The sequence below is a fragment of the Syntrophotalea acetylenivorans genome, assembly GCF_001887775.1.
Lineage (GTDB): Bacteria > Desulfobacterota > Desulfuromonadia > Desulfuromonadales > Syntrophotaleaceae > Syntrophotalea_A > Syntrophotalea_A acetylenivorans.
In genome coordinates, this window is the sequence record NZ_CP015519.1 from 2,165,136 (window position 1) to 2,187,019 (window position 21,884).

Here is a 21,884-nt window from a genome sequence, read left to right on the forward strand (position 1 = left end):
GGACATGGTGGGATAGAGCCTAACGCCATTAAGCAAGAACGTCCCCGATATATTAACTAATCCCTATCGACGAAGGTCGTTAACTAATATGGAATTAAGGAGAAAAGATGACTGCCGAAATTGCTATCTTAAATAAGACAGGAATTGCCTTGGCTGCAGATAGTGCCGTCACTATAGGTGATGGGTCAAAAACATATAACACTGCCAACAAAGTTTTTATGTTGTCAAAATTCCATCCGGTTGGCGTAATGATATTTGGTGGTGCAGAATTGAGTGGTTGCCCATGGGAAACAATTATTAAGATTTTCAGGAAAGACTTAGGGGAGAAGTCTTTTAATACCATAAGAGAATATGCAGACTCATTCATAAGCTTTATTGAGAACAGTAAAATAATTAGTATTGAGCAACAAAATAAATATTTTGGAAGATATGTTGTAGATTTTTTTCGTTCAATAAGAGATCAGATTATTGGATTGATTGACTCAGAAATTGAGAATCATGGAAAAATTGATGAGAAATCAATAAAAGAAATAGTTTCGCGTGTTATTGATTACTTTTACAATGACTGGAGAGATGTGCCCGACTTAGAAAGTATAGAGACAGGTTATTGTGAAAAGCTTATGGTTGAAAAATCCGAAACAATAGAGCAGATTTACTCTGGCATATTTCAGAACATACCAATGTCGGCCAATTCAAGAAAAAGATTAAAATACATTGCTGTATCAATTGTTTGCAAAGACAGGCACTCACCTTGGCATTCCGGTGTTGTATTTGCTGGATATGGAAACAATGAAATATACCCAAACCTTTGCTCGCTAACTGTTGATGGAATATTTGATGACAGGTTGAAATATAGCATTGACAAAACCTCATCCATAGATGATGAGAATGATGCCACTATAATCCCTTTTGCCCAAGACGAGATGGTAAAAACATTTATGGAAGGTATGGACCCAAATTACAAATCTACCGCATTAGGCTTTATATCAACAGTTCTTGAAAAGCTACCAAAAAAGTTTTTAGAAAATGTGAAGCTCCATGATGAGGAAGATGGGGCAGAGATTGAAAAATCTATGAACGAGTTGTCATTACGAATATTTGAGTCATTTCGAGATGAAATGCGAGAGTATGCTCAAGACAAACATATTCAGCCTGTCATGCAGGCAGTAAGTTCCCTGCCCAAAGATGAGTTGGCAAAGGTAGCAGAATCCCTTGTAAACATTACATCCTTTAAAAGAAAAGTAACGCTTGATGTTGAATCAGTTGGCGGACCTATTGATGTTGCGGTAATATCAAAAGGTGACGGATTTGTCTGGGTCAAAAGAAAACACTATTTTTCACCAGAACTTAATCATACCTTTTTTGCCAATTACTATAAATAAACGAAAGAGGGGACCCTTTAATGAAAAAGAAAAAAAGTGTTGAGATCACATCAATTGAGCAATTTGAGGAAATATATCTGCCCGAAGAAAGGGAGCGACGCCACTCGAACATTACACCCTACCAGCATGGTGTTGCCCTGGCTACACAGGCGATAGAGAAATTTCAATCTGTTCTCAAATAACCTCAAAACCACGGAAACATTCCATATTCCCTAGGAGGAGTTCTGGCGCGAGTTCCGGTGAGTTCCGTATACACCATACACATTAGAAAAACCCGGCGAGGGCTTCGGGGACGTTGTTTATTAGTTGATTACTTTTTCCCGAGGCTTGCAAGCTCACCCCGCTAGCGGGGCGCAGGGTCGCGCAGGGGAGGGGCTCGGGGACGTTCTTGCTTTATTGCATTAGGAGGCGAGGCGGGTCAGGCCTGTAAGAATGAAAGCTTGACTGAATAGGACAGGCACCTGCGGAGCCAGGCCCGCTCAATTCTACTATCTCGCCGCCCACCCCGGTTTGCTATCCAGCACTTTTTCCTTCCTTCTTCCTTTTTTCAACGATAAACTTTCAAACTGAAGACAAAGCAAACCCTCCAAAACAAAGGCCGTTTTTGCTATGTCAAACAACCAGCCTTCTTCACGAAAACCCAAGTGCTCCAGGCGGATGCTATTCGCCCTGTTGTCGCTGTTACTGCTCGCCGGACTCGGCTGGCTGGGGCTGCGGACTATCGGCGTCGTTACTCTGGAAACTCACGAAGGCTATTTCGGCCCGGCCCTGTCGCCGGACGGTCGCAGCATCTGGTTATTTCAGCGCAACGCCAGCGGCTTGGCGGTGGGCATGGGCTGGGAGTTCTTCTCTCCGCCGGCGCGGGTCTTTCTGCGCCGGGACGAATTGACCCTGCGCCGCTACGACCGGGATAGCGGACAGGTGGAAACCCTGCTGCGCTGGCCGTCTACGCCGCTGGTGGGTAAAAAACTGCATCACTATCGAGGGCGCATCCTGGGGATTCCGACAGCCAGAATCAGCCTGCCGCAAGGCGGCCCGCCGGAATACGCGGCTAAGATGACCCATATTCGGCAGCCACGCTCGCAGGGGTGGAGCATCAGCGGCACCTGGGACGGGCCGGACAGCGCCTTACCGGACTGGAAGGAAAACGGCCACGGCACGGCCGGCTTGAGCGAGCCGGTGGTCGTCGGAGAGCTGGAGGTGATGGTGATGCGCGGCGAGGAGGGATTTAACGCCGCCATTGTGCTGCTCGACCACGACCGCCGGCAGGCCGAGGTGCTGGTTCGCAACGACGATTACAAGGACCTTTACCCGGAAGGAGCTCAATTCGACGCCTTGCTGGAGTTTTCCCGCAAGCAGGACATAGATCGGCTCAACGAGATGCGCCGCACCCGTCAAGAGCTGGTGACGGCCTTTCGGGCCCAGGGGATGAACGAAGGAGCTGCCCTGCTGGCAGCGGGCAAAGAGATGGCCCGTCTGGGCTGGTGGCCGACCCCGGCGGCGGTTACGGCCCGCGAGGTTTCCGCGTTTCCGGACCATCTGCGGGTTTTCACCATCGACCCCATGGAACTGCGGGTGGGCCTCTTTGCCGACCTCAAGGAAGCCATGGACCACCCTGGCGAGCCCGTTGAGCGCCGCGGCCGCTATGTGCGACACCGTGATTACTCCACCAGCGAAGAACTTAACGCCTTTCTGGAGACCAAGCCCGAGGAGTTCGGCGTGCAGGTCGAGGACCGAAAATGGCACATGCTCCTCATTCCCCCCCGCCCTGCCAGCCGTTAAAGGGCGATTTGCTGAGATATGGTGATAGGGCCCGTAATCTTTTTCACGGGACCACTTGCTTAAAACACCAACCTCCTATATATTGATTTCTCTATATATGGAAAGGAGGTCGCAGTGGAATTTTTCTTGATTATCGGCTTTTTCGTCGTCTGGTTCGTGCTCAACCGCTGGGTTTTGCCCAAGCTCGGCGTGCACACCTGACTTTCTGATTCTTGCAGCCTCCCCGTGCGGGAGGAGAAAAAGAACGAGTCGGATGAAGATAAAAAAGGCGCCTGAGCAGGGCGCCTTTTTTCGTTGACCGGCTTGCTAGAGGGATGGTAGGTTCTTGCAATTCGTTTATCGCTATATTTCTATAGTTCGATACCTGCATGGAGGGCCGACTTATGCGAAATATCTTCACCAGTTTGACCTTGTTGTTTTTGTTCAGTGTGCTTTCGGTTACTGCGGCGCATGCCGCCGACCGTTATTTCCCCTATGTGCTGGCAGCACAGGAAGCCGCTCAAGTCGCTGACAAAGTGGACGGTGTGAAGCAGGCCCTGACCGGCTCCGGGTTCGAGATTGTCGGCGAATATTCCCCCTATGCGGGCGCGCACATTCTGGTTGTCACCAACGCCGCTTTGCAAAAGGCCGCCGGCGCTTCCGATTTCGGCGGATACGGCGCGGGGGTACGGGTGGCTCTGACCCAGATAAACGACCAGGTGCAAACCGCCTATGCCAATCCCCTCTACATGCAGCACATTTATCGTATGAAAGGTGAGCTGTCCGGAGTGGCAGCCGCCCTGGAAAAAACCCTCGGTAAGCAGCAAGACTTCGGCATGGAAAAAGGCATGACCGCCAAAAAGCTGGGCAAATATCACTACATGATGGCCATGCCCTATTTCGACGACCAGATCGAACTGGTCGCCGGCGTCGATCATCAAAGCACTCTCGGCATGGTGGAAAGAGGTCTCGCCGCCAGCAAAGGGGTAAACAAGGTTTATCGTATCGATATCCCGGGCAAAGAAGAATCGGTGTTCGGCGTGGCGATTGTCGAAGGCAAGGGCGCCGACCAAACGGTGATGGCCGCCACCGATACCGGCGAGTTGCGCCATACCCCGCATTTGCCTTACGAACTGCTGGTCTCCGGCGACAAGGTTTATATCCTGCACGGCAAATTCCGCATCGCGCAAAGCTTCCCGGACCTGGGCATGGGGACTTTTATGAAAATTTCCGGCGCGCCCAACGCCATCGAAGAGACCATCAAAGAAGCCATCCAATAAATTTGCCTGGCTCAGACGGTTGACAAAGTCCTCGCCCCGGGCGGGGACTTTGTGTTTTTGGTGGCGGAAATTTGTGAATGGGGATCCCCATTTGTTTCGTCTGCCCTCTCCTTGTCCTCTCTTTCCAAGCTTGAGTCCACCTTGTACTGGCGGGAAAAGGATGAGATTATGTCGAAGCTATTCACCAGATTCCATTATTTCAGGAGAAACCCTTATGTGTGTATCCGATCCGGCCAGCATGACCTTGCAGGCTATCGAGCAACGTCGCAGTATCCGTTCCTTTATGGATCACCCCGTTTCCGAAGAGGATCTGCTGACTATTCTGCGTGCCGCCAACCAGGCGCCGTCGGCCCATAATCAGCAGTCGTGGAGGTTTGTTGTCATTCGCGGGCAGCGCAAAAAAGAACTAGTCGATCTGGTGAAAGCCAAGGCCGGTGAATTTCCCAAGGCGGCGTCCGTTTTGCTGCGCATGGCGGCTCGCAGCATTCACTCCGCCCCGGTGGTGGTTGTGGTAGCCAATACCGGGGAGTTGATCAGCCACGGCACGGAATTGTTTCAGATTGAAAGGGATCAGGCCCTCGATTTTTTCAAGACCATGGAGATTCAGAGTTCGGCGGCAGCCATCCAGAACCTGCTGGTGGCGGCAACTTCTCTTGGCCTGGCCACGGTTTGGCTAGGCATCCTGTTTCTTATCAAGGACGATGTGCTGCGCCTGATGGGGGAGCAAGCCGGGGAGTTTATGGCCGTTATTCCCGTCGGATATGCGGCCAAGCCCGGTAAGGCGCCTAAGAAGATCGATTTTGAAATGATGGTCGAATGGATGGATTGAATGAGTGCGGGATTCAGGAACGTTGCTAGGCCCGCTTAGGAGGACACGGAACCAATCCCCGGTCAATTTAATGATGAGGTTCCGGTCTCTTCCAGATGCATTGCCCATCCCGATAAACCTCCCGAACCCGATGGAAGGGTACACTGCGAACACCGCCGTCGAGGTCGTAAAGCTCGAACATGAAATGGTCCCCTTTAAGCAAATGGAGCGCCGAAAAGGGCACCAGGATAATCCGGTCCTCGACCCGGTCGTAATAGCCGATCTTGAACTCGGCGGCGGAGAACTCCCGGTCCCATTGGATACGATGAAGCAGGTCCTGAATCGGTTGCATCTTCGTCGCCCTTCCTTTTAGAATTTTCTGGTTAAGAACTTGACGCAAGTTGCTAACCTGTCAAGATCAGAAACCTTGACCACGGAAGACACAGAATACACTGAAAAAACATCACCCATTCTGTGCTTTCCGTGTTTTCCGTGGACAGGGTCTTTGAGTCTGGTTTGTTACGGCTTTTTCCTGAAACAAAGCGCATAACCTGGTACCAATTTTACCACCCGGGAATCGAAAACCGCAGACAAAGGTGCTGCCTTGCCGCCGCGCTATAACATCGCGCCCTCGGAAACGGCCCCGATAAAGCCAGGACAAACCCTTGTCTGACGCAAAGCCGCAAAAACGCCAAGAACTGCAAAACCTTTTTTCAGGGTTTACTTTGCGTCTTTGCGGCTTGAGCGACTGCAAGGAGCGGGCGTGAGATAGAGGTCTTTGTTTTAACAGGCTTAAAACCTGCCTCACGCTCGTTCGCTAACGCTCACTTAAGCCGCAAAGTCGCAAAGAAATTCAGGGCAGAACCGTGGCAATTTTTCTATAGGGGTTGGGACCCGGGAAGGGACAGGGTATAATCCTGCTTATGACGATGGAAAAACGCTCCAACATAGCCCTGGTGGGCATGCCCGGATCGGGCAAGAGCACCGTCGGTTTGATTCTGGCGGAAGAGTTGTCACGGGATTTTGTGGACACAGACTCGCTCATTGAATCGTCGCAAGGTCGAAAACTGCAGCATATTGTCGATATGGACGGATACGCGGAACTCCGAAGGATCGAAGAGAACATTCTTCTTGATCTGCATGTACAGAATCACATCATCGCCACGGGCGGCAGTGTCGTTTATAGCCAACGGGGGATGACTCACCTTCAGTCCATCAGCATCATCGTCTTTCTCAATGTAGAATTGAGTGACCTCAGGTCGCGGATTCATAACTATGACTCCCGCGGCATCGCAAAACGTCCAGAGCAGAGTTTTGAGGACCTCTTTCGTGAACGATTCGAGCTCTACACCCGGTATGCCGACATCACCATCGACGGTGCGGGACTGTCCAAGGAAGAGGTCTGTAACAGAGTCCTCCAGGCAATAAAAAACTAGCACCTTCTGCCTTCGGGGGCGGCTCCCGGAGCATTTAATCGAAGGAAGCGTCAATGGAATATTTTCTTTGGTCTTTGGCTGTGCTGCTGGTGTTGTCGGGCATAGTCGGACTGATAGTGCCCGCCCTGCCAGGCTCTCCCTTGCTGTTTGCCGGTTTGTTCTGTGCGGCCTGGGCGGAAGATTTTGTCTATGTGAGTTGGGGGACCCTGACCCTGCTGGGCTTCCTGACGATTCTGGCCTGGTTGGCCGATTTTGTTGCCGGAGCCTTTGGCGCCAAGCGATTCGGGGCTTCCAACCGGGCGATGGTCGGTGCCGCCATCGGCGCGCTGGTCGGTATGTTTTTCAGCCTGCCGGGCCTCTTACTGGGCCCTTTCATCGGCGCTATGGCCTTTGAACTCACCGCCCGGGCCGACCTGCAGGCGGCTAGCCGGGCCGGTGTCGGTGCGTTTCTTGGTCTGGTTTTGGGCACTGCCGCCAAAATGGCCCTGGCCTTTGCCATGATCGGGATTTTTTTGGCGGTCCGGCTGTTTTGAAGCAGGACCCTATTTAACTCGGGGCGCCCTCGCCACCTTGTTGCCCGATCTATTTTTCATCTAAAATTTCCTGCCGCTTCTCTTCTGAAAACCCATCCACATATTGGATCATTCCTCGCAGTGTATTGCCAAGAAAGTACCGCTCGCGGGCGCGGATATCCGGTGGCAGTTGCGCGACATTCCAGTAAATCTCATCATTTTCCATGAGCCAGGCCGACAGCCTTTCTTCCCTCTGTAACGGCTCGGCCGAGGCGGTTTCGGTCACTCCACGAACCCAGAGCAGAAGCTGGCGACGAGCGATTTGTAAATGCTCCAGGGCCGCATCAGTGAGGCCGTAGTGGCCGAAGACCATTCGGCGCGGCGTCAGGGCAATCATCCGGTCAAGGGAGCCGAGGGCCACCTCCAGAAGAAATCGCGGCGGGGTGGCCGGGCGCATATAGATTCCTTGCGGCACTTCGCAGCGAACCCCTGCGGCCTCACCGGCAAAGAGCAGATCGTAAATCAAATAGCAGCAATGGTGCTGGGCATGTCCAGGGGTGAGAAAGGTCCGCACGCCGGTCTTGCCGATGTGCTCTTCAAAGGTGATCCGGTCCGCCGGGACAGGAAGAATTTCCCCATACCTTTCGGCGAGCTTTCCCAACACTTTTTTTGAACCCTGCCAGAGCTTTTCCGGCGACGCCAGATGCTGGACCCCCCGGGATGGCAGACCACCCTGGCTTCGGGAAATTCACGCAGCAGGGCTCCCGTTCCGCCGGCATGATCGATATGGATGTGGGTCAGCAGAACGTAGTCAAGCCGCTCGACTTTGTGCCGGCGAAGCTCGCTGACCAGATGGGGGATAGTGGAGAGCGGCCCGGGGTCGACCAGCAGGGTGAACTGCTCCTCCCGGTAGAGCCAGGCGCTGATGAATTGGCGAAAACCTTCGAGGCCCGGCTGGTCAAGGTCGATACAGACAAGGTTTTCCATGGCGCTTCCTTGAAGAATGGTTGGGAAGGCCATGATAAGTTAAATGGGGGAAGGGGAAAAGCGCTTTGTCCGTCAAGTGTCCCCGAAGCTTATATTCTGATGCGATGTGTTAGTTGCTTACCCAGAAGAAAAAATCTTGATCTCCCGGGTAAGCAACCGTTTGCCAAGAAAGTGCTGTCAGAATGAGGCGCCTATGGACAGGTAGGCGCTATATTGCTTGCTTTCTACTTCATGATCGATCGAGTGGTCCCACACTCCCCCGAAATATGCATCCGAACGCCCCTCAGACTCTATCTTCATCGCTTCAAAATCGGTTTCCAGATACCAGTGCCGGTTGAAGTTATAGCGTGCGCTCAGGCGAAAAAACAGGGCATCACCGTCCCAGTTATGATCGGCAATATTGACCTTGTTCCGCAGAAGGTGTTGGTCTTCGTCCTGAAAATCAACAAAGGGAGCATAGGCCAGGCCGATTTCCATTTGAAACTTCTCCGCTACATCCATCTCCATGCTCAGTTCAAGATAGGGGATATGATACTCCGCCTCGTAGTCCAGCACCAAACCTGAAACCCGATCATGGGGGGTCGTCGGGGAGGATGGATACCACTGGTCAAGGTCCGAAACTTCAAACTCGAATTTCTGGTATTTGTAACCTAGCCCCGCGAAATATAAAAACCGGATATCTGAGTTGGCTACACCATTTGCACTGTTCTGACCGTAATATCCTTGCCAAAACATATATGAGATTTTGCCCTCAAGCAGCAGTGCGTCCATGTCCGTATCGGATTCAGAGTAGATATCCAGACTGCCAGGGCTGAGCCAATCCGAGTCTTCCATCTTCCCGGTGTCATCGGTGAAGTTGGTGGCGGCACTGGCCATCAATTGCCAGCGTTCGGCAAAATCGGCAGAAACCGTCCCTTTGACCATAATTGCATCGAGGGGGAATTCTAATTCACTGATCGGGAAATGAAATTCAGTAGCGCCGCCTGCATCGATCGCCGTGCCGCCGATCTGGTATTGGGTATCTCCGGTTAGATAACCGGTTCCGATGGACACGCTGACTCGTGCTTCTGCATCGGAAAACGGAATAAAGACCAAACAGCAGATTACCGCGATCAACTTGGCTGGGTTTGTGAACATAGACTTCGGGCCTCCTTGAAAAAATAGTTTCATTTGAAAAGCGGGCAGAAAATTCCCGCCATAAGCATTTGGGGGGGTTGAAAAGTGTTATAGGGTGGAAGGAATGTTTCTATTCAGAAGGTCAGACATTTTCCTCACCAAGCACTCTCTTCTCTGTGCGGGCATTTCAAACGGGAATTCTTCAGCCGTCAGCATTACCCAGCCTAAAGTTCTTGATTAACAAGAGGAGGCTGACTTTCAGCTTGGCATATTTTCAAAAGAGGAATCTAATGTCAATAGGTTTATTGATTTGGTAGTTCTTGGAAATAAGGGCTGCCATTCTTAAAATATATGTCCGAATGTCACTTGCTAAGGCTCGGCACCTGCTCTTTGTAGCGGGCAAGATACATCCCGGCGACCTCCTCGGGCCGAGGAAAGCCTAAAACCTTTGCGAACCCCAGAACGAATCCCCGTACGTAAACCGCCACTGGTAGACGATCAAACATCTCTTTCTCGATCTGCTCTAGTCTCATCTGGCTGACCTTGGTCCGGTTGGCAATATCCCGCAGGGTGAGTCCTGAACTTTCCCGTATGTCTCGTAGGAATTTTCCAATCGATTCGTTGGGCGAGAGCTGCTTGAGGCATTCTTCCAGATTAGCGGCAAGAAAAGCCGACGGCTTTGCGCCAGGCCCGGAGATTCGATTAACGATCCTTCCGTAGGCGGTTTCCAACTTTTTAAGATTTTCCTTGCATTCAGAGTCGTCCAGCAGGCCATAGGTGGCCAAGGCGCCCTCGGCGTATATCGCTTTCTTGTTTCGCCAGGCGCGCTCCACTTCTCCCAGACTCGCGTCCGTTTCGATTCCCAACAGCTGGCAATCCTCCACAGTTAGATCATTCGTCGGCATCCTCAATCTCTCCTTTCTTCAACAGGGAGCGCGTAATCTCCCTTATCCTTTTGGAAAATTGGCTTTGCGGGAACGCCTCCAGCACCGGGCATTTCATCCTGACAGCATTGCGTACCAGGTTGTCACTGGGTATGGCGCCGAGAAATTCGGCCGAGATACCAAAATAATCCCGATAGGCGGAGGCTATCCCTTGCCCCAGCTCCAGATCTTTCTTCTGTTCCACCTGATTGACAATCAACTTCGGCCCATGGGTCGAAACCTGTTCAGCTATGACGGCGCCTGATTCGGGGTCCATCGTGATGATGTGCGACAGTAATTCCTTGGGGGAACTGATACCTCGCACCACCTTCTCCTCGATCGCCTGGCTGACTACTCGGGTGGCTCCTGCTCGCTTGATGGCCTGTTTCAGGCCCCGAAAATAGGCTGCTTTGAGAAAGTGATAGGTATTTTCCATAGAAGTTGGAGCAGGAACAGCCACCACGATCCGCTGGTGAGCGGCAAGGTAAAAATCGAGAACATTGTAGCTGGAGCCTGCTCCTAGGTCGATCAGGACATGATCCAGCTCCAGCGTAGCGAGCTGCCGGATGACTTTCTCTTTCAGAGCAAATTTCGGATTGGCCATGTCGAGCTGAGCACGGCCGCTGCTGATCAGCCATAGGTTGGGAATCGGGGAGGGAAGAAGCAAGTCGCAAATGGAAGGGACCGCACGGGAAAAAAGGTCGGTCAGGGAGATGGAGGGAGAAGGCATGCCCAGAATGGTATGCTGGTTGGCAGCTCCCAGGTCGGCATCAAAAATCGCACACTTCTTTCCCTGCTGAGCCAGGGCAATGGCCAGGTTGGCCGTGACGACCGACTTTCCTACTCCCCCTTTGCCGCTGCCTATAGCCCAGATTCGAGGGCGACTGTTTGGTGAACTTTGTTCGCGCAAAGCTTCTTCCTTTCCGAGGACGCCTACTGTTCGGATTAGACGTTTCTTGCATAAGCAATGCCGGTATCGGGCAATGAGCTGCAGGAGGAAGTGGTGCCCAGGCTCCGGTCGAACTCGGGAGGAGGTCTCCAGAGGCGGTAAAAAAGGCGGTTTTAATGAAGCCATAATAGGTTCGTGCTGAACCCGACGGCTATACGGATTCTGCAAAATCTTTTATAAGACCAGGATTATAATTGCTTATTCTATAAAAATTTCAAGGTGTTGAATACTCTGTCAGGCCGTAAATTGTCATCGAATCTGGGCAGAATGACAGAAATTGGTCAGCCAACAGCCTCCTAGAAATTTAAAATCTCTTTTAAAACGCTGCAGGCATCTTTCCTGACAACAAGGGCGCTGCCGCTATTTTTTCGGACAGCTCCCCAAGATGATAAGGTTGGGATTTCGGTGTAAAGCCTGATACTCTGCACTCTTACGAAAAGGTATGCTCCTTGCAAATCTTTAATACAATAACGACTGCTGAGCCAGTCTTTTTTTTGAACGAAGACCGCAAAGACCTATACCCCTAACTCGCGTAAGGAATACCCAGATGAAAACGGTTAGAGTCTTATTTACTATCGCCCTGTTGGCTTTAATGACTACCCATTCCTTTGCCAAGGACATCGATGAAACCACGGAGAACCATCAACGGATTACAAAAAGATTTGTCCAGATCCTGAATGAACAGTGGGGAATCGACAAAGAAAAGGTCTCGGGAGAAAGTTATTTCTTGAGGGATTTTGGCGCAGACTCCCTGGATGTCATAGAGCTGGTTATGGCCCTTGAAGAAGATTTTGATATTGAGATTTATGATGCGGAGTGGGAAAAAATAACCACCGTCAACTCGGTGATAGAGTTAATCATCGACAAAGAAGACCGCCGCTATTATCGGCTGTACTAGATTGTTTTCGCGAAGGATGCGCAAAGGGGTATATTTTGTCATCTGCTCGAAGAACAGCCGGGAAGTTGTCAACCTTAACTAATCGAAGGAGAATAACATGAGGATTCTTATTGGTATCCTGTTCACCATCTGCTTCAGTCAAATTGCCCTTGCTGATACTACCTATGTCTGTACCCAAGACGGTATGGAACGCAAAATCGAAGTAGCTTACCTGGGCACAGATAAGGTCCCCTGTGAAGTCCGCTATACCAAGAACGGTGACACCCAGATACTGTGGACGGCCCAGGCCGAGGAAGGCTACTGCGAAGCCAAAGCCGCTGAATTCGTCGAGAAACAGCGAGGCTGGGGCTGGGAATGTGTTGAAAGTGCAGCAGTCATGAGTGAACCACCGGAGATGGCCGAACCGACCCCCCCGCTGGTGCCTGAAGAGCAGGGCCTCGAATAATCGTCTGGATGTTGCTGAACAACTTGAGAATCAAAAGAGGCGACGGACTCCGGCTCCTGCCGGGCGATCCGTCGCCTCTTCTTTTTAACCATGCCACATAACCTGGTCAGCGAATCCGCAACCAGGTGCCGAGGCTTTTTATTTCACGAGCCGCAAGGCATAGGGAACCTTGAAGTCCTTGCCGCTGGAACAGGCGATCGCGCCCATGATACAGAAGATCAGATGACAAATCGCCAGGGCGAAGAGTACCAGGACACCGATCAAAATCATGGTCAAGAGCAAGCCGGCGGCATAACCGATGAGCGCTGTAATCGACCAGTTCAACGCCTCTTTCGCCTGGCTTACAACATAGGGATCGTCTTTTTTAACCAGGTAAAACACCAGACCGGGGATAAAACCGAAAAATATGGTACCGATCCAGATAAGCAGGGCCATATTTTTGGATTCCTGGTCAACCGTCACATCCATTTTTTCTTCCATGAACTATCTCCTTTTCAACCGGTTTACGCACGCCCCCTGGCTAGAGGGTTCCGTGCTAACACCCAAACGACCGACATCGACAGGCAAGGCCGGCCTAATAAAAATTTCCTGCAAAACAGACCTCCTTGCTAAATATATGCTAATCGACCAAGGAACTCAACTCGCAAAACTTCCCTTGACTGCCAAAATACCGTCAAATCTTAACGTATTATTTCCATTTATTTGCGACCCACTGGCCATCTTCAGCGGCGAGCTTTCGGCACTTAACTCAAAAAAACACCTGCGGCAGCGAAAATTTCTATCGTCAGCCTCGCCCTAATATCCTAATATAATACGATTTTATGTGAATATCTCTAACTCCCCTGGCCGTTAACAGGTGCCTAAGTGCCAAACCATCATTGACTTGTATTAATTGGCACAAAACCTGTAATACAACCTGACAGTGTTTTTTGGCAACAGGCTGGAAGAGAGTGTTCCGAAATATTATATATTTTCAGATGGTTACTAAGTTCATCAAGCGAAAGAAGAGGAGGCCCCATGCAAACCAAGGTTTTTGAACGTACCGAACTTGTCGATACCGAAATCAGTACCAGCGCCTACAATGCCATCATCGGCATGACCTTGTTGATCGGCTTTGCCATTAACTTTGCAATGGTGAAATATATCCCAGCGCAGACCATCGCCAGCATTAATCCGTTGATGCTGTTTATCGGCTATATCGTCTGCTGTTTTACCGGTGTGGCGCTCTTTACCAAATCGGACAGCCCTCCCGTAAGTTTTTTGGGCTATCTGTTGGTGGTAACCCCTTTTGGGCTGATTATCAATCTGGCGGTGAGCCGGGTTAGCCCTGCCGTGGTCATCAACGCAATCCAGGCGACGGCCTGCATCACCTTTATCATGATGCTGCTCGGCACCATGTATCCGGCTTTTTTCAAAAGCATTGCGCGGGGTTTGTTTATCGCCCTGATCTGCACCATTGTGGTCGAGATGGTGATGGTCTTTATCTTTAACGTTCACCATACGATTCTGGACTGGATCGTAGTGCTGATTTTCTCTGGATATATCGGCTACGATTGGGCCCGGGCGAACAGCATTCCCAGGACCGTGGATAATGCCATCGATTCTGCGGCAGCCCTGTACATGGATATCATCATTTTGTTTCTAAGGCTGCTGCGCATCCTGGCCCGCAGATAACGGATCAGCCACGCTTCTCCGCCCTTCGTCGTCCAGAACGGCCGATGTAAAAAAGCAAAAAGGCTCTCCCCATGGGGAAGAGCCTTTTTGCTTTTCGGATGGGCGCAAAGATTATTGCAAACACTGCAGCAAGCCCATGGCCCACTGACACGCCCCGCAGGGCTCTTCCTGGGTGTAACAATCCTGCTCGAAATCATCTTCCTGCAACAGGTCGCAGGGAGCCACGGCACAGTTGCAGCAATAGGGATAGTCGAACTCATGCACATTTTCGCGGAAACCGCGAAAGGCCTGATCGTTCCAGATATCAAGCAGCGGCCGGTCGCTGACATTGCCGAATACCTTGGGCTTGACCAGCCGGTCCCAGTCGCTGATGAAACAGCGGAACTGATGCCAGAGAAAATAACAGGGGTGGACCGAACCATCCCAAGAGATAAAGGCCCCGCCGTCTTCGACAAAATCGCATTTCCGTTCGTAGCGGGGGACCGCAGCGGGCAGTTTCAACTCGACGCCCAGACTCTTGGCCAGTTCTTCCGCCTCGGCGAACAGGGCCTGCATCTGTCCGGCGTGGTCGGCGCTGCGCTTCATCAGACGCGGCATATCGAGAAAGACGTCCTTGCTCCGTGCCTCGGCCCGCAACTCATCAACTACCTCCATCATCCGAGCGATTTTGGGGTCGATCGTCGGCACAAAGCGGCCCAGTTCCCAGCGGGGATCGTAATCCTTCACATCCAGCCCCAGGCTGTTAACCTTGTCTCTCCAGCGGGTAAAGATCTCTACGGCGGCATCGGTGGAATTGTCGTAAGCGACCTCATCAACATAGGCGCCGTCGTAAACCAGTGCCTGGGTGACGAGCATAAAATCGGCTCCCCTGGCAGCAACCCAGCGCAGGGTGTCCAGAAGCTGTTGCTTGTTTTCCTGCATCAGCACGAACTCGACCCCGACTTTCAGGCGGGTGTCGGGTTGACGCTTGCGGGCGGCAGCCAGATAGGCGAAGGCCTGCTCCATATCGCTGAGGTCTTCCCCTTCGCGCACTTTGCTGAAGGTATCGGGCTTGACCCCGTCTACCGACAAACAGAGGCGATCGAGGCCGGAGGCAACCAGATCCCGGGCCCAGCGCTCATCGAGCAGCAGGCCGTTGGACTGAAAACCGATCCAGGACTGTTCAGGCATAACGCGCCGGGCGCGGTGGATAAAGCCGAGCAGGTGGGGGTGCATCAGTGCTTCGCCGATTCCGTTGAGCAACAGGGCCTCCAGACGGGGAAAGACCGGCTCGAGGGCACTGAAGGTCGCATCGGTCATATCGGCATCGATAATGTTGCTGTCCGCGGCCTGCTTGACGCACATGGGGCAACGCAAATTGCAAAAGGTGGTGGTTTCAACAAACAACTTGCTCGGATAGTCTCTTAGCGGCGCCGGCAGAGCGGCGGGTTGCAAGGAGGGTTGCGAACTCATAAGTGCTCCGAATCTGTAGAGGGATTACTTTTTATAAGGAAAACTCGGAGGCCTTTCAGGGGCCTCGTTGCGACAAACCGGGGCACCCTATCACAAAAATCCCGAACTGGACACCCTCAACAGGGGCGCTTAGCGTATACATTGATAAAGGCAAACAACCGGCATGTGAGAGCCCTTCCATCCATTGCGCTCAAGCTTCTGCCTGGTATAATTTAAGAACCTCAAAAGCAAAAGAGGTTTCCATAAAAGGAGGAGGACATTATGCCAGTCTCTGATCCGCCGGGCCCGTTAGGGAAAATCCTATCTATCTAAAAGTTCACACTACTTGGATTGCAGAAATCGGGTAATCCAAAAAAGGTTCCCACGACGGGAACACTCAAAGAGATATGCGAACGCAAAACGCCCCGAAGAACCTTCGGGGCGTTTTGATCTTTAAACTCTTATGACAAAGCCTGGAAGCAACTTTTTCAGACTCCGATAGCCGGACGAACCGCGCACGTCACTGATCCAGCCTGAACCCGTCACCGGCATACTGAATGTTGGCGGCATCGTCGTTGCGGGGCGGCGATACGGCATAGACGCCATTGCAAACGGGGCAATTGCCTACGTGGGTTTCCAACACGAAAGGCGCACCGCACCCCTGGCAAAAGGTCTCAAGGCCCCCACCGGGAATCGGCCGCTGCCGCACGGCGCCGTCATGGGCCTGGGCTACAAATTCCACCAACTCCCGCCCTTCGGCAAAAGGTCCACTTGTTCCACCCTGTGCGCAACTTCCTCCACATCCTGCCATATTGAAGTCTCCTGTAAATAAGTGGTTTTTTGTTTCGACCACTCTAACAATCTTCACCGGAGGCTTACCTGACATGGATCAAGAAAAGTATGTTTATGAGCCCATTCGGGAGTCTGCGTAATTAAGAGGCCCCGGCAAAGACCAACTCGATCCAACGATCTCAGGAGAAAAGCCCGTCACTCCAAATTTCTTCCAGGTCAGAGAGGGTTTTGACATTCACCGCCTAAACAAGAATCATTCAGAATAAAAGCGGAACAACGTAGCTATTTGACGTACGCCCTGGCCTCACATATGCTTTTATGGCTGCACTTGTCGTTGAGAACCGTTTCTGAATAGACCCGAGTTAACTTGAGAATTCAAAGGAGGAACCTGCCATGAAGCCGGTACGCATCGCCATTGTTATTCTCATATTGCTGCTGGTTTCTCTGGCCGTTGTCTTTTTTTGGCCGGGGAAATCATCGGAACCTCCTTCCATTTCGGAGTTGGGAATCCCTCCGGCGGCCCCCCTGAAAACCGAACCGGAAATTCGTTATCCCCTTCCAGAAACACAACCCGCCTTAACGGAGGCAGAAGAACCGATCATGCCGCCTTTGCCCGCTCTGGGAGACAGCGATGCCTTCACCAAGGATCTGCTGGCACAACTCTTTGGCGAATCGGCGCGAAAACAACTGCTGGCACCCCAGCAATTTATCCGGCGCCTGGTGCTGATCATCGATGCCCTGCCCCGAAACGACTTGCCCAGACAGCACTTGCCGGTGCGTCCGCCGGGCGGCCGCTTTGAAACAGCGACAAAAGAGGGCGTGGAAGTTATCGCGCCGGCAAACTTTTCCCGCTATATTCCCTATGTTGAACTGGCGGAAGCGGTGTCTGCCGACCAACTGTCCAAGGCTTACCTGCGGATCTATCCATTGATGGAAGAGGCCTTCCGTGAAATGGGCTACCCCAACGGTTATTTTCACGACCGGATGATCGCGGTATTAGATCATTTGCTGGCGACCCCGGAAATCAAGGGGCCGATTCCTCTAGTGAAACATATCACCCAGTACCGGTATGCCGATCCAAAGCTGGAATCCCTCTCGGAGGGGCAAAAAATCCTGCTTCGAATGGGTTCGGAAAATGCTGGCAGGGTCAAGTCCGTATTGCAAAAACTCCGTGAGCAACTGGTCGGACCACAGTCAGAGGACTGAAACGAAGAAAAGTCAGGAAATGGGCTGAGGAAAAAAAAGGGGGACAGGCAATTACAGCGCCTGTCCCCCTTTTTTCTATTGTGATCGGCAGAAGGTCTACCTTCCGCAACATTTCTTGTATTTCTTTTCGCTGCCACAGCTGCAGGGATCGTTACGCCCGATCTTAACGTTGCTGACTACCGGCGCTTTGACCATGGTGCCGTCGAAAAAAAGCCATTGCTTCTTTTCGCGTTTAAATTGGGCGCGTTCGTGGTGGCTGTGGACTCCGTCCTTGTCGCGAAAACGGGCGACAAACTCGACCACGCCTTCTTTATCCTCCGGGCCGCCATCGGTCGTTGCAATAATCTCCAGGCCTTTCCATTCGGATTTCTCGGCCCATTCCCTGGTCGTCTTGTGATCGTAGCCTTCGCGATTATCGGGATGGGTACTTTCATAAAGAAAGTCGATCTCGACCTTTTCGTGGGCGGAGTAACGGGCCCGCATCAGTTGTTCGGCCGTTTCGGCCAATTGCTTTCCGGTAATGACCGGTTCGCAGCAGGTAGCGTAGTCATTGCCGCTACCGCAGGGACAGCTGTTCATGGTGATTCTCCTTCAGGGATCGGATTCGAAAGTAAGCCGAAGTCTATTCAGCGCTGAACAGAGTGTCAAGGGCGTTTTGGGAAGGCGGGCGTGCAGTGTTTCACAAGTCTTGTAGGAACAATCGGAAATAGATTGCATAAACAGCGTGCTCAGAAACCCTCCAACGGGACGAAGTCTGAACAACGGGTCTCGCCACTGACAGCGTAACGCTTAAGATAAAACCCGCTAGATATCAAAAGGACCCGTCTTGGTCCGACTTGACAAGGTTAAAAAGCCACAGGCTCAGGATCCTTTTTCACCAGGAAAATCGAACAGGGCATCTTACGGACCAACTCCCTATTGGTTCGACCAAAAAGAAAATGCTCCAAGTGCCACTCTTCATGAGACAAAAGGACGAGCAAATCAATGTTTTCCTCTTCGACAACCTTGACAATTTCCTTGGTAGGCTCACCTGTTACGATCATTTCCCGGATCGGGAGACCGGCCGTTTTTTCTTGAGCAATAATCCGGTCCAGGTCCTTTTTCGCTTCCTGCAGCAGTTTTTTGTAGTCCTCCTCCAGCGAAAAAATTGGCAGGCTCCACCCTTTGGTGCCAAAGGGGTTGTGCTCAACATGAAGGATGAAAAGTTCCGCGTTGTATTGGCGGGCCAGTGAAATCCCGTAATGAACGGTTTTCTGACAGGACTTGGTCGACCTGCTTACAACAAGGATTCGATCTATCTTGGCCATAGTTTGCCTCCCCGCACGATACTAGAAATATCCTGAATTTCAGGGAACCGGTTTTGCTTTCAGCTCCGCTTGACGGCCTTGGAGCAGATGCATAGCACCCAGAGCATCGGGAACTGTCGGCAGACTGGCAACGACTTCCCGCCGGTTTCCCTGGAGAAATTCCAGGGCCTGTTGCCACGCAACCTTTTCCACCGGGGTGCCGTGATGCCCCCCCGGGATCTCCCGATAGAAATAGGAACTCTGCAAGGCCCTTAGTTGTTTGACCAGTGCCCTGCACTGCCTGGTGATTTTGCGATCCTTTGCACCGCTAACGATCCACACCGGCATGGAGAGCGTGTTCGGATAGCTTTTTTTCCCGCGTTGGATAGCCGGGCAAAGCAACAAGAGACCGGCATAAGCTGAAGGGTTCCTGCCGGCTTCCCACAGCACGATATTGCCACCGCCTGAGGCTCCCGCCAGATAGATGCCCTCGGGAGCATACTTGTCTTTTAGATGTTTCAACAAACCTGCAAATTCGGCATCCCGGGGGCAGACATAAACCCATCCCCAGCGATTCATAAGGTTTCTCAACCGTGCAAAGCTACCCCGTTCCCATAGAAGGTCCATGCCCTGCTCTTCTTTGCCTGCTGACCCATGCATATAGATGAGAATATTCGGATGGTCCCTGCGTTCTTCCGGCTCCTGCACCCTGTAGATGCGCGTCCTGTTGCCGGGGTCGCTATAAGTCTCTGTGCGGTCTGCTGGAAAACCGTGCGGATTTAATTCAATTTTTCCGAACACACCCGTGGAGCACCACAGCATCGATACGGCCATAAGCCAAAAAATCAAAAAACAATGCCTGAACATGGATTACGCTCCCGCCTCTGATTTTCTTGCTAACTGCGCTTCAGCATCCTCATTTTTATTGTGGCCTTAATTCCCTTTTATCAGCGCAGACCTTCCTGTCAACCTGGCGTCAGGATATCGATTCTTCTATTCCAGGCTTGCGCCAAGTTAGCCGCAACGTTACTATCCAAGCGTCCATTTTTCCCAATTGATGAGGTATCAAGGTGGAAGTAGCCATCATTGGCGGTGGAGCGGCCGGTTTCTTTGCAGCAATTTCCGTAAAGGAAAACTATCCGGACGCCACCGTTGTCATTTTCGAAAAATCCAAAAACATTCTGGCCAAGGTCAAAATTTCCGGTGGGGGCCGGTGCAACCTGACCAACGGTTGTGAAAGCATCAAGGAACTGGCCGTAGCCTATCCCCGGGGTGGTAACGCTTTAAAGAGGGCCTTTCGAATCTTTAACAACCACGATGCGATGCGCTGGTTCGAGGAACGCAATGTACCCCTGGTCATTCAGGAGGATAATTGCGTCTTCCCCCTATCCCAGGATTCGCAAAGCATCATCGATTGCTTTTTGCAGCAAGCCAGCCGATTTAACATCCATATCGAGCTCGAAAGAGGCATAAAAGGCATCGAAAAAGCTGGTGACAAGCTGAAATTGAGCTTTATCGGCGGGAAAGTGCTACCTCGAACCTTTAACAAGGTGATCGTCGCAACGGGAGGCTCTCCGCAACGGGCCGGTCTGGAATGGCTGGAGAAATTGGGGCACAGAATCGCCGATCCAGTACCCTCCTTATTCACCTTCAAAATGCCGGATGAAACGATTACCGAGTTGATGGGCATCGTGGTGAAACCCACCCTGGTGAGCATCCAGGGAACCAAACTTAAATCCGAAGGCCCCTTACTGATTACCCACTGGGGCATGAGCGGTCCGGTCATCTTGAAGCTATCGGCACTTGGAGCGCGATTACTGAGTGAAAAGCACTACGACTTTAAGATTCAGGTAAACTGGACGAATGTGCGCAACCAGGATCTGGTCGTTTCTGAATTGAAAAGGGTTGTGACGGAGCATCCAAAAAAGATCTTGTCCAACCTCCGCCCCTACAATCTACCTGAAAGACTCTGGGGTTACCTGCTGGCAAAGAGCAATCTGCCGCCGAGTAAAAAGTGGGGAGAGCTAGGCAAGACCGGTTTAAACAGGCTGGTCGACTTGCTCACCAATGATACCTACTCGGTAAGGGGGCAGACCCAATTCCGGGAGGAGTTCGTCACCTGTGGCGGGGTCAGTCTGGAGAGCATCGACTTCAAAACAATGCAGAGCAAGGTGTGCAAAAATCTGTATTTTGCCGGAGAGGTGATGGACATCGACGGCATCACCGGAGGCTATAACTTTCAGGCCGCCTGGACCACTGCATTCATCGCGGCTAAATTAAACTAGCCAACACCAACAACCTGCTTGAAAATGCCATTTATGCACGCAGAAAACAAAGATTGCCTGAATTTACCCCTCTGCCGGGAATGTGGTGGGCGTTGCTGTCAGGCCAGTCCCGGGATTTGGGTCGACCCGGAGCGCTTTTTCGCCATCTTTTTCGCGGGGCAACGTTTGACGCTTGAGCAACTGCGCAGCCGATTGCCGGCATTGAATTTGGTTCTATGGGAAAAGTCCGGCGTGCCGATGCCCGCACCCCGGTTCTTGTCTTCAGGATGCGCCTTTCTCGGGACCGATGGCTGTCGTTTGTCGATTTCAGAACGCCCTTGTCAGTGTCTGGCATTGATTCCTGACCGGAAGACCCTGAATCAAGAAGAAGGCTGCCTTTGCCAGCTTCCAGAAGAGTTCAGCCGGCCTGAGGCCAGGAATCGCTGGCAAAAATATTGGCTGATGGGTTAACCATGTTCTGCAGACACGATATACTTCGAAAAGAAGCGGGGCCCGCCTACAGACCCTTTTCTCTGTTCCTTAATCCATGGAGGCCTTGATGTTTCGTGATTTTGTGAACAATTTCATTCTCACCCCCTGGCGCCTTGATGTGATGCCGCACCTGGAAAACCTCAGGCACTCCGGTGTTTTTTGGAGCCTCATGGCTGTTCTTGTAGTGGGATTATTGATCTATCGGACCGTGCGCAAAAAATAGCCGGTGATCGGATAGCAAG

General features: G+C 51.7%; 25 protein-coding genes. 13 read left to right on the forward strand and 12 right to left on the reverse strand.

Annotated features, from left to right (window positions below; all coding sequences use genetic code 11):
• Window positions 1–107: 107 nt before the first annotated feature.
• The 5 genes from A7E78_RS09915 (at window position 108) to A7E78_RS09930 (ending at window position 5,252) form a co-directional block, all read left to right on the forward strand.
• Window positions 108–1,382 carry a hypothetical protein gene (locus tag A7E78_RS09915; RefSeq protein WP_072284070.1) on the forward strand — a complete coding sequence of 425 codons (1,275 nt, stop codon included), beginning with the start codon at window positions 108–110 and terminating at the stop codon, window positions 1,380–1,382.
• Between the two features lie 20 nt (window positions 1,383–1,402).
• A complete protein-coding gene (locus tag A7E78_RS15065; protein WP_158516099.1) occupies window positions 1,403–1,564 on the forward strand; it encodes a hypothetical protein in 162 nt (53 codons plus the stop codon).
• Window positions 1,565–2,039: 475 nt separating this feature from the next.
• Window positions 2,040–3,164, forward strand: coding sequence for a hypothetical protein (locus A7E78_RS09920; RefSeq protein WP_072284071.1), 1,125 nt, complete (start codon window positions 2,040–2,042; stop codon window positions 3,162–3,164).
• A gap of 383 nt (window positions 3,165–3,547) precedes the next feature.
• Window positions 3,548–4,423: a hypothetical protein gene (locus A7E78_RS09925; RefSeq protein ID WP_072284072.1), complete on the forward strand. Its 876-nt coding sequence runs from the start codon at window positions 3,548–3,550 to the stop codon at window positions 4,421–4,423.
• A gap of 214 nt (window positions 4,424–4,637) precedes the next feature.
• The gene (locus A7E78_RS09930) at window positions 4,638–5,252 is read left to right on the forward strand and encodes a nitroreductase family protein (protein ID WP_072284073.1); all 615 of its coding nucleotides are present in this window, start codon (window positions 4,638–4,640) and stop codon (window positions 5,250–5,252) included.
• A 67-nt stretch (window positions 5,253–5,319) separates the two neighbouring features.
• Here A7E78_RS09930 and A7E78_RS09935 read toward each other — a convergent pair whose 3' ends face one another.
• Window positions 5,320–5,583, reverse strand: a complete 264-nt coding sequence (locus tag A7E78_RS09935; RefSeq protein ID WP_072284074.1) for a DUF504 domain-containing protein — start codon at window positions 5,581–5,583, stop codon at window positions 5,320–5,322.
• Window positions 5,584–6,154: 571 nt separating this feature from the next.
• Between A7E78_RS09935 and A7E78_RS09940 the strand changes: the two genes are divergently transcribed.
• Together A7E78_RS09940 and A7E78_RS09945 are read left to right on the forward strand one after the other, a co-directional pair.
• Window positions 6,155–6,667 carry a shikimate kinase gene (locus tag A7E78_RS09940; RefSeq protein WP_072284075.1) on the forward strand — a complete coding sequence of 171 codons (513 nt, stop codon included), beginning with the start codon at window positions 6,155–6,157 and terminating at the stop codon, window positions 6,665–6,667.
• A gap of 53 nt (window positions 6,668–6,720) precedes the next feature.
• Window positions 6,721–7,200 carry a DUF456 domain-containing protein gene (locus tag A7E78_RS09945; RefSeq protein ID WP_072284076.1) on the forward strand — a complete coding sequence of 160 codons (480 nt, stop codon included), beginning with the start codon at window positions 6,721–6,723 and terminating at the stop codon, window positions 7,198–7,200.
• 49 nt (window positions 7,201–7,249) lie between these two features.
• Here A7E78_RS09945 and A7E78_RS15410 read toward each other — a convergent pair whose 3' ends face one another.
• From A7E78_RS15410 to A7E78_RS09965, 5 genes are all read right to left on the reverse strand, one after another.
• On the reverse strand, window positions 7,250–7,810 hold the full coding sequence (locus tag A7E78_RS15410; RefSeq protein ID WP_335743850.1) for an MBL fold metallo-hydrolase: 561 nt from the start codon (window positions 7,808–7,810) through the stop codon (window positions 7,250–7,252).
• Complete coding sequence (locus A7E78_RS15415) at window positions 7,702–8,166, reverse strand: MBL fold metallo-hydrolase (RefSeq protein ID WP_235606728.1); 465 nt, start codon at window positions 8,164–8,166, stop codon at window positions 7,702–7,704. The genes A7E78_RS15410 and A7E78_RS15415 overlap by 109 nt, the downstream gene beginning before the upstream one ends.
• A gap of 177 nt (window positions 8,167–8,343) precedes the next feature.
• Entirely contained in the window at window positions 8,344–9,303 is a 960-nt protein-coding gene (locus tag A7E78_RS09955; RefSeq protein WP_072284077.1) for an omptin family outer membrane protease, read from the reverse strand.
• Between the two features lie 341 nt (window positions 9,304–9,644).
• Window positions 9,645–10,187 carry a helix-turn-helix domain-containing protein gene (locus A7E78_RS09960; RefSeq protein WP_072284078.1) on the reverse strand — a complete coding sequence of 181 codons (543 nt, stop codon included), beginning with the start codon at window positions 10,185–10,187 and terminating at the stop codon, window positions 9,645–9,647.
• Entirely contained in the window at window positions 10,174–11,115 is a 942-nt protein-coding gene (locus A7E78_RS09965; protein ID WP_072284079.1) for a P-loop NTPase, read from the reverse strand. Before A7E78_RS09965 ends, A7E78_RS09960 begins: the two co-directional genes overlap by 14 nt.
• Window positions 11,116–11,746: 631 nt before the next feature.
• Between A7E78_RS09965 and acpP the strand changes: the two genes are divergently transcribed.
• The gene (gene acpP, locus A7E78_RS09970) at window positions 11,747–12,052 is read left to right on the forward strand and encodes an acyl carrier protein (RefSeq protein ID WP_072285119.1); all 306 of its coding nucleotides are present in this window, start codon (window positions 11,747–11,749) and stop codon (window positions 12,050–12,052) included.
• A gap of 97 nt (window positions 12,053–12,149) precedes the next feature.
• The gene (locus tag A7E78_RS09975; protein WP_072284080.1) at window positions 12,150–12,497 is read left to right on the forward strand and encodes a hypothetical protein; all 348 of its coding nucleotides are present in this window, start codon (window positions 12,150–12,152) and stop codon (window positions 12,495–12,497) included.
• A gap of 138 nt (window positions 12,498–12,635) precedes the next feature.
• On the opposite strand, the gene A7E78_RS09980 is transcribed toward A7E78_RS09975, so the two are convergent.
• Window positions 12,636–12,977 (reverse strand): DUF4870 domain-containing protein, encoded by a 342-nt coding sequence (locus A7E78_RS09980; protein WP_072284081.1) that lies wholly within the window; start codon window positions 12,975–12,977, stop codon window positions 12,636–12,638.
• A gap of 537 nt (window positions 12,978–13,514) precedes the next feature.
• Between A7E78_RS09980 and A7E78_RS09985 the strand changes: the two genes are divergently transcribed.
• A complete protein-coding gene (locus A7E78_RS09985; RefSeq protein WP_072284082.1) occupies window positions 13,515–14,171 on the forward strand; it encodes a Bax inhibitor-1 family protein in 657 nt (218 codons plus the stop codon).
• Window positions 14,172–14,282: 111 nt separating this feature from the next.
• On the opposite strand, the gene A7E78_RS09990 is transcribed toward A7E78_RS09985, so the two are convergent.
• Both A7E78_RS09990 and A7E78_RS09995 read right to left on the reverse strand, forming a co-directional pair.
• Window positions 14,283–15,623, reverse strand: a complete 1,341-nt coding sequence (locus A7E78_RS09990; protein WP_072284083.1) for a radical SAM/SPASM domain-containing protein — start codon at window positions 15,621–15,623, stop codon at window positions 14,283–14,285.
• Between the two features lie 499 nt (window positions 15,624–16,122).
• The gene (locus tag A7E78_RS09995) at window positions 16,123–16,413 is read right to left on the reverse strand and encodes a hypothetical protein (RefSeq protein WP_072284084.1); all 291 of its coding nucleotides are present in this window, start codon (window positions 16,411–16,413) and stop codon (window positions 16,123–16,125) included.
• Between the two features lie 374 nt (window positions 16,414–16,787).
• Here A7E78_RS09995 and A7E78_RS10000 point away from each other — a divergent pair, with 374 nt between their 5' ends.
• Entirely contained in the window at window positions 16,788–17,600 is an 813-nt protein-coding gene (locus A7E78_RS10000) for a DUF3014 domain-containing protein (protein WP_072284085.1), read from the forward strand.
• 96 nt (window positions 17,601–17,696) lie between these two features.
• On the opposite strand, the gene A7E78_RS10005 is transcribed toward A7E78_RS10000, so the two are convergent.
• The 3 genes from A7E78_RS10005 to A7E78_RS10015 form a co-directional block, all read right to left on the reverse strand.
• Window positions 17,697–18,179 carry a YchJ family protein gene (locus tag A7E78_RS10005; RefSeq protein ID WP_072284086.1) on the reverse strand — a complete coding sequence of 161 codons (483 nt, stop codon included), beginning with the start codon at window positions 18,177–18,179 and terminating at the stop codon, window positions 17,697–17,699.
• 266 nt (window positions 18,180–18,445) lie between these two features.
• Complete coding sequence (locus A7E78_RS10010) at window positions 18,446–18,907, reverse strand: universal stress protein (RefSeq protein ID WP_072284087.1); 462 nt, start codon at window positions 18,905–18,907, stop codon at window positions 18,446–18,448.
• 39 nt (window positions 18,908–18,946) lie between these two features.
• On the reverse strand, window positions 18,947–19,753 hold the full coding sequence (locus A7E78_RS10015) for an alpha/beta hydrolase (protein ID WP_072284088.1): 807 nt from the start codon (window positions 19,751–19,753) through the stop codon (window positions 18,947–18,949).
• Window positions 19,754–19,956: 203 nt separating this feature from the next.
• Between A7E78_RS10015 and A7E78_RS10020 the strand changes: the two genes are divergently transcribed.
• Window positions 19,957–21,171, forward strand: a complete 1,215-nt coding sequence (locus tag A7E78_RS10020; protein WP_072284089.1) for a BaiN/RdsA family NAD(P)/FAD-dependent oxidoreductase — start codon at window positions 19,957–19,959, stop codon at window positions 21,169–21,171.
• 33 nt (window positions 21,172–21,204) lie between these two features.
• A complete protein-coding gene (locus A7E78_RS10025) occupies window positions 21,205–21,621 on the forward strand; it encodes a hypothetical protein (protein ID WP_072284090.1) in 417 nt (138 codons plus the stop codon).
• Window positions 21,622–21,884 lie beyond the last annotated feature (263 nt).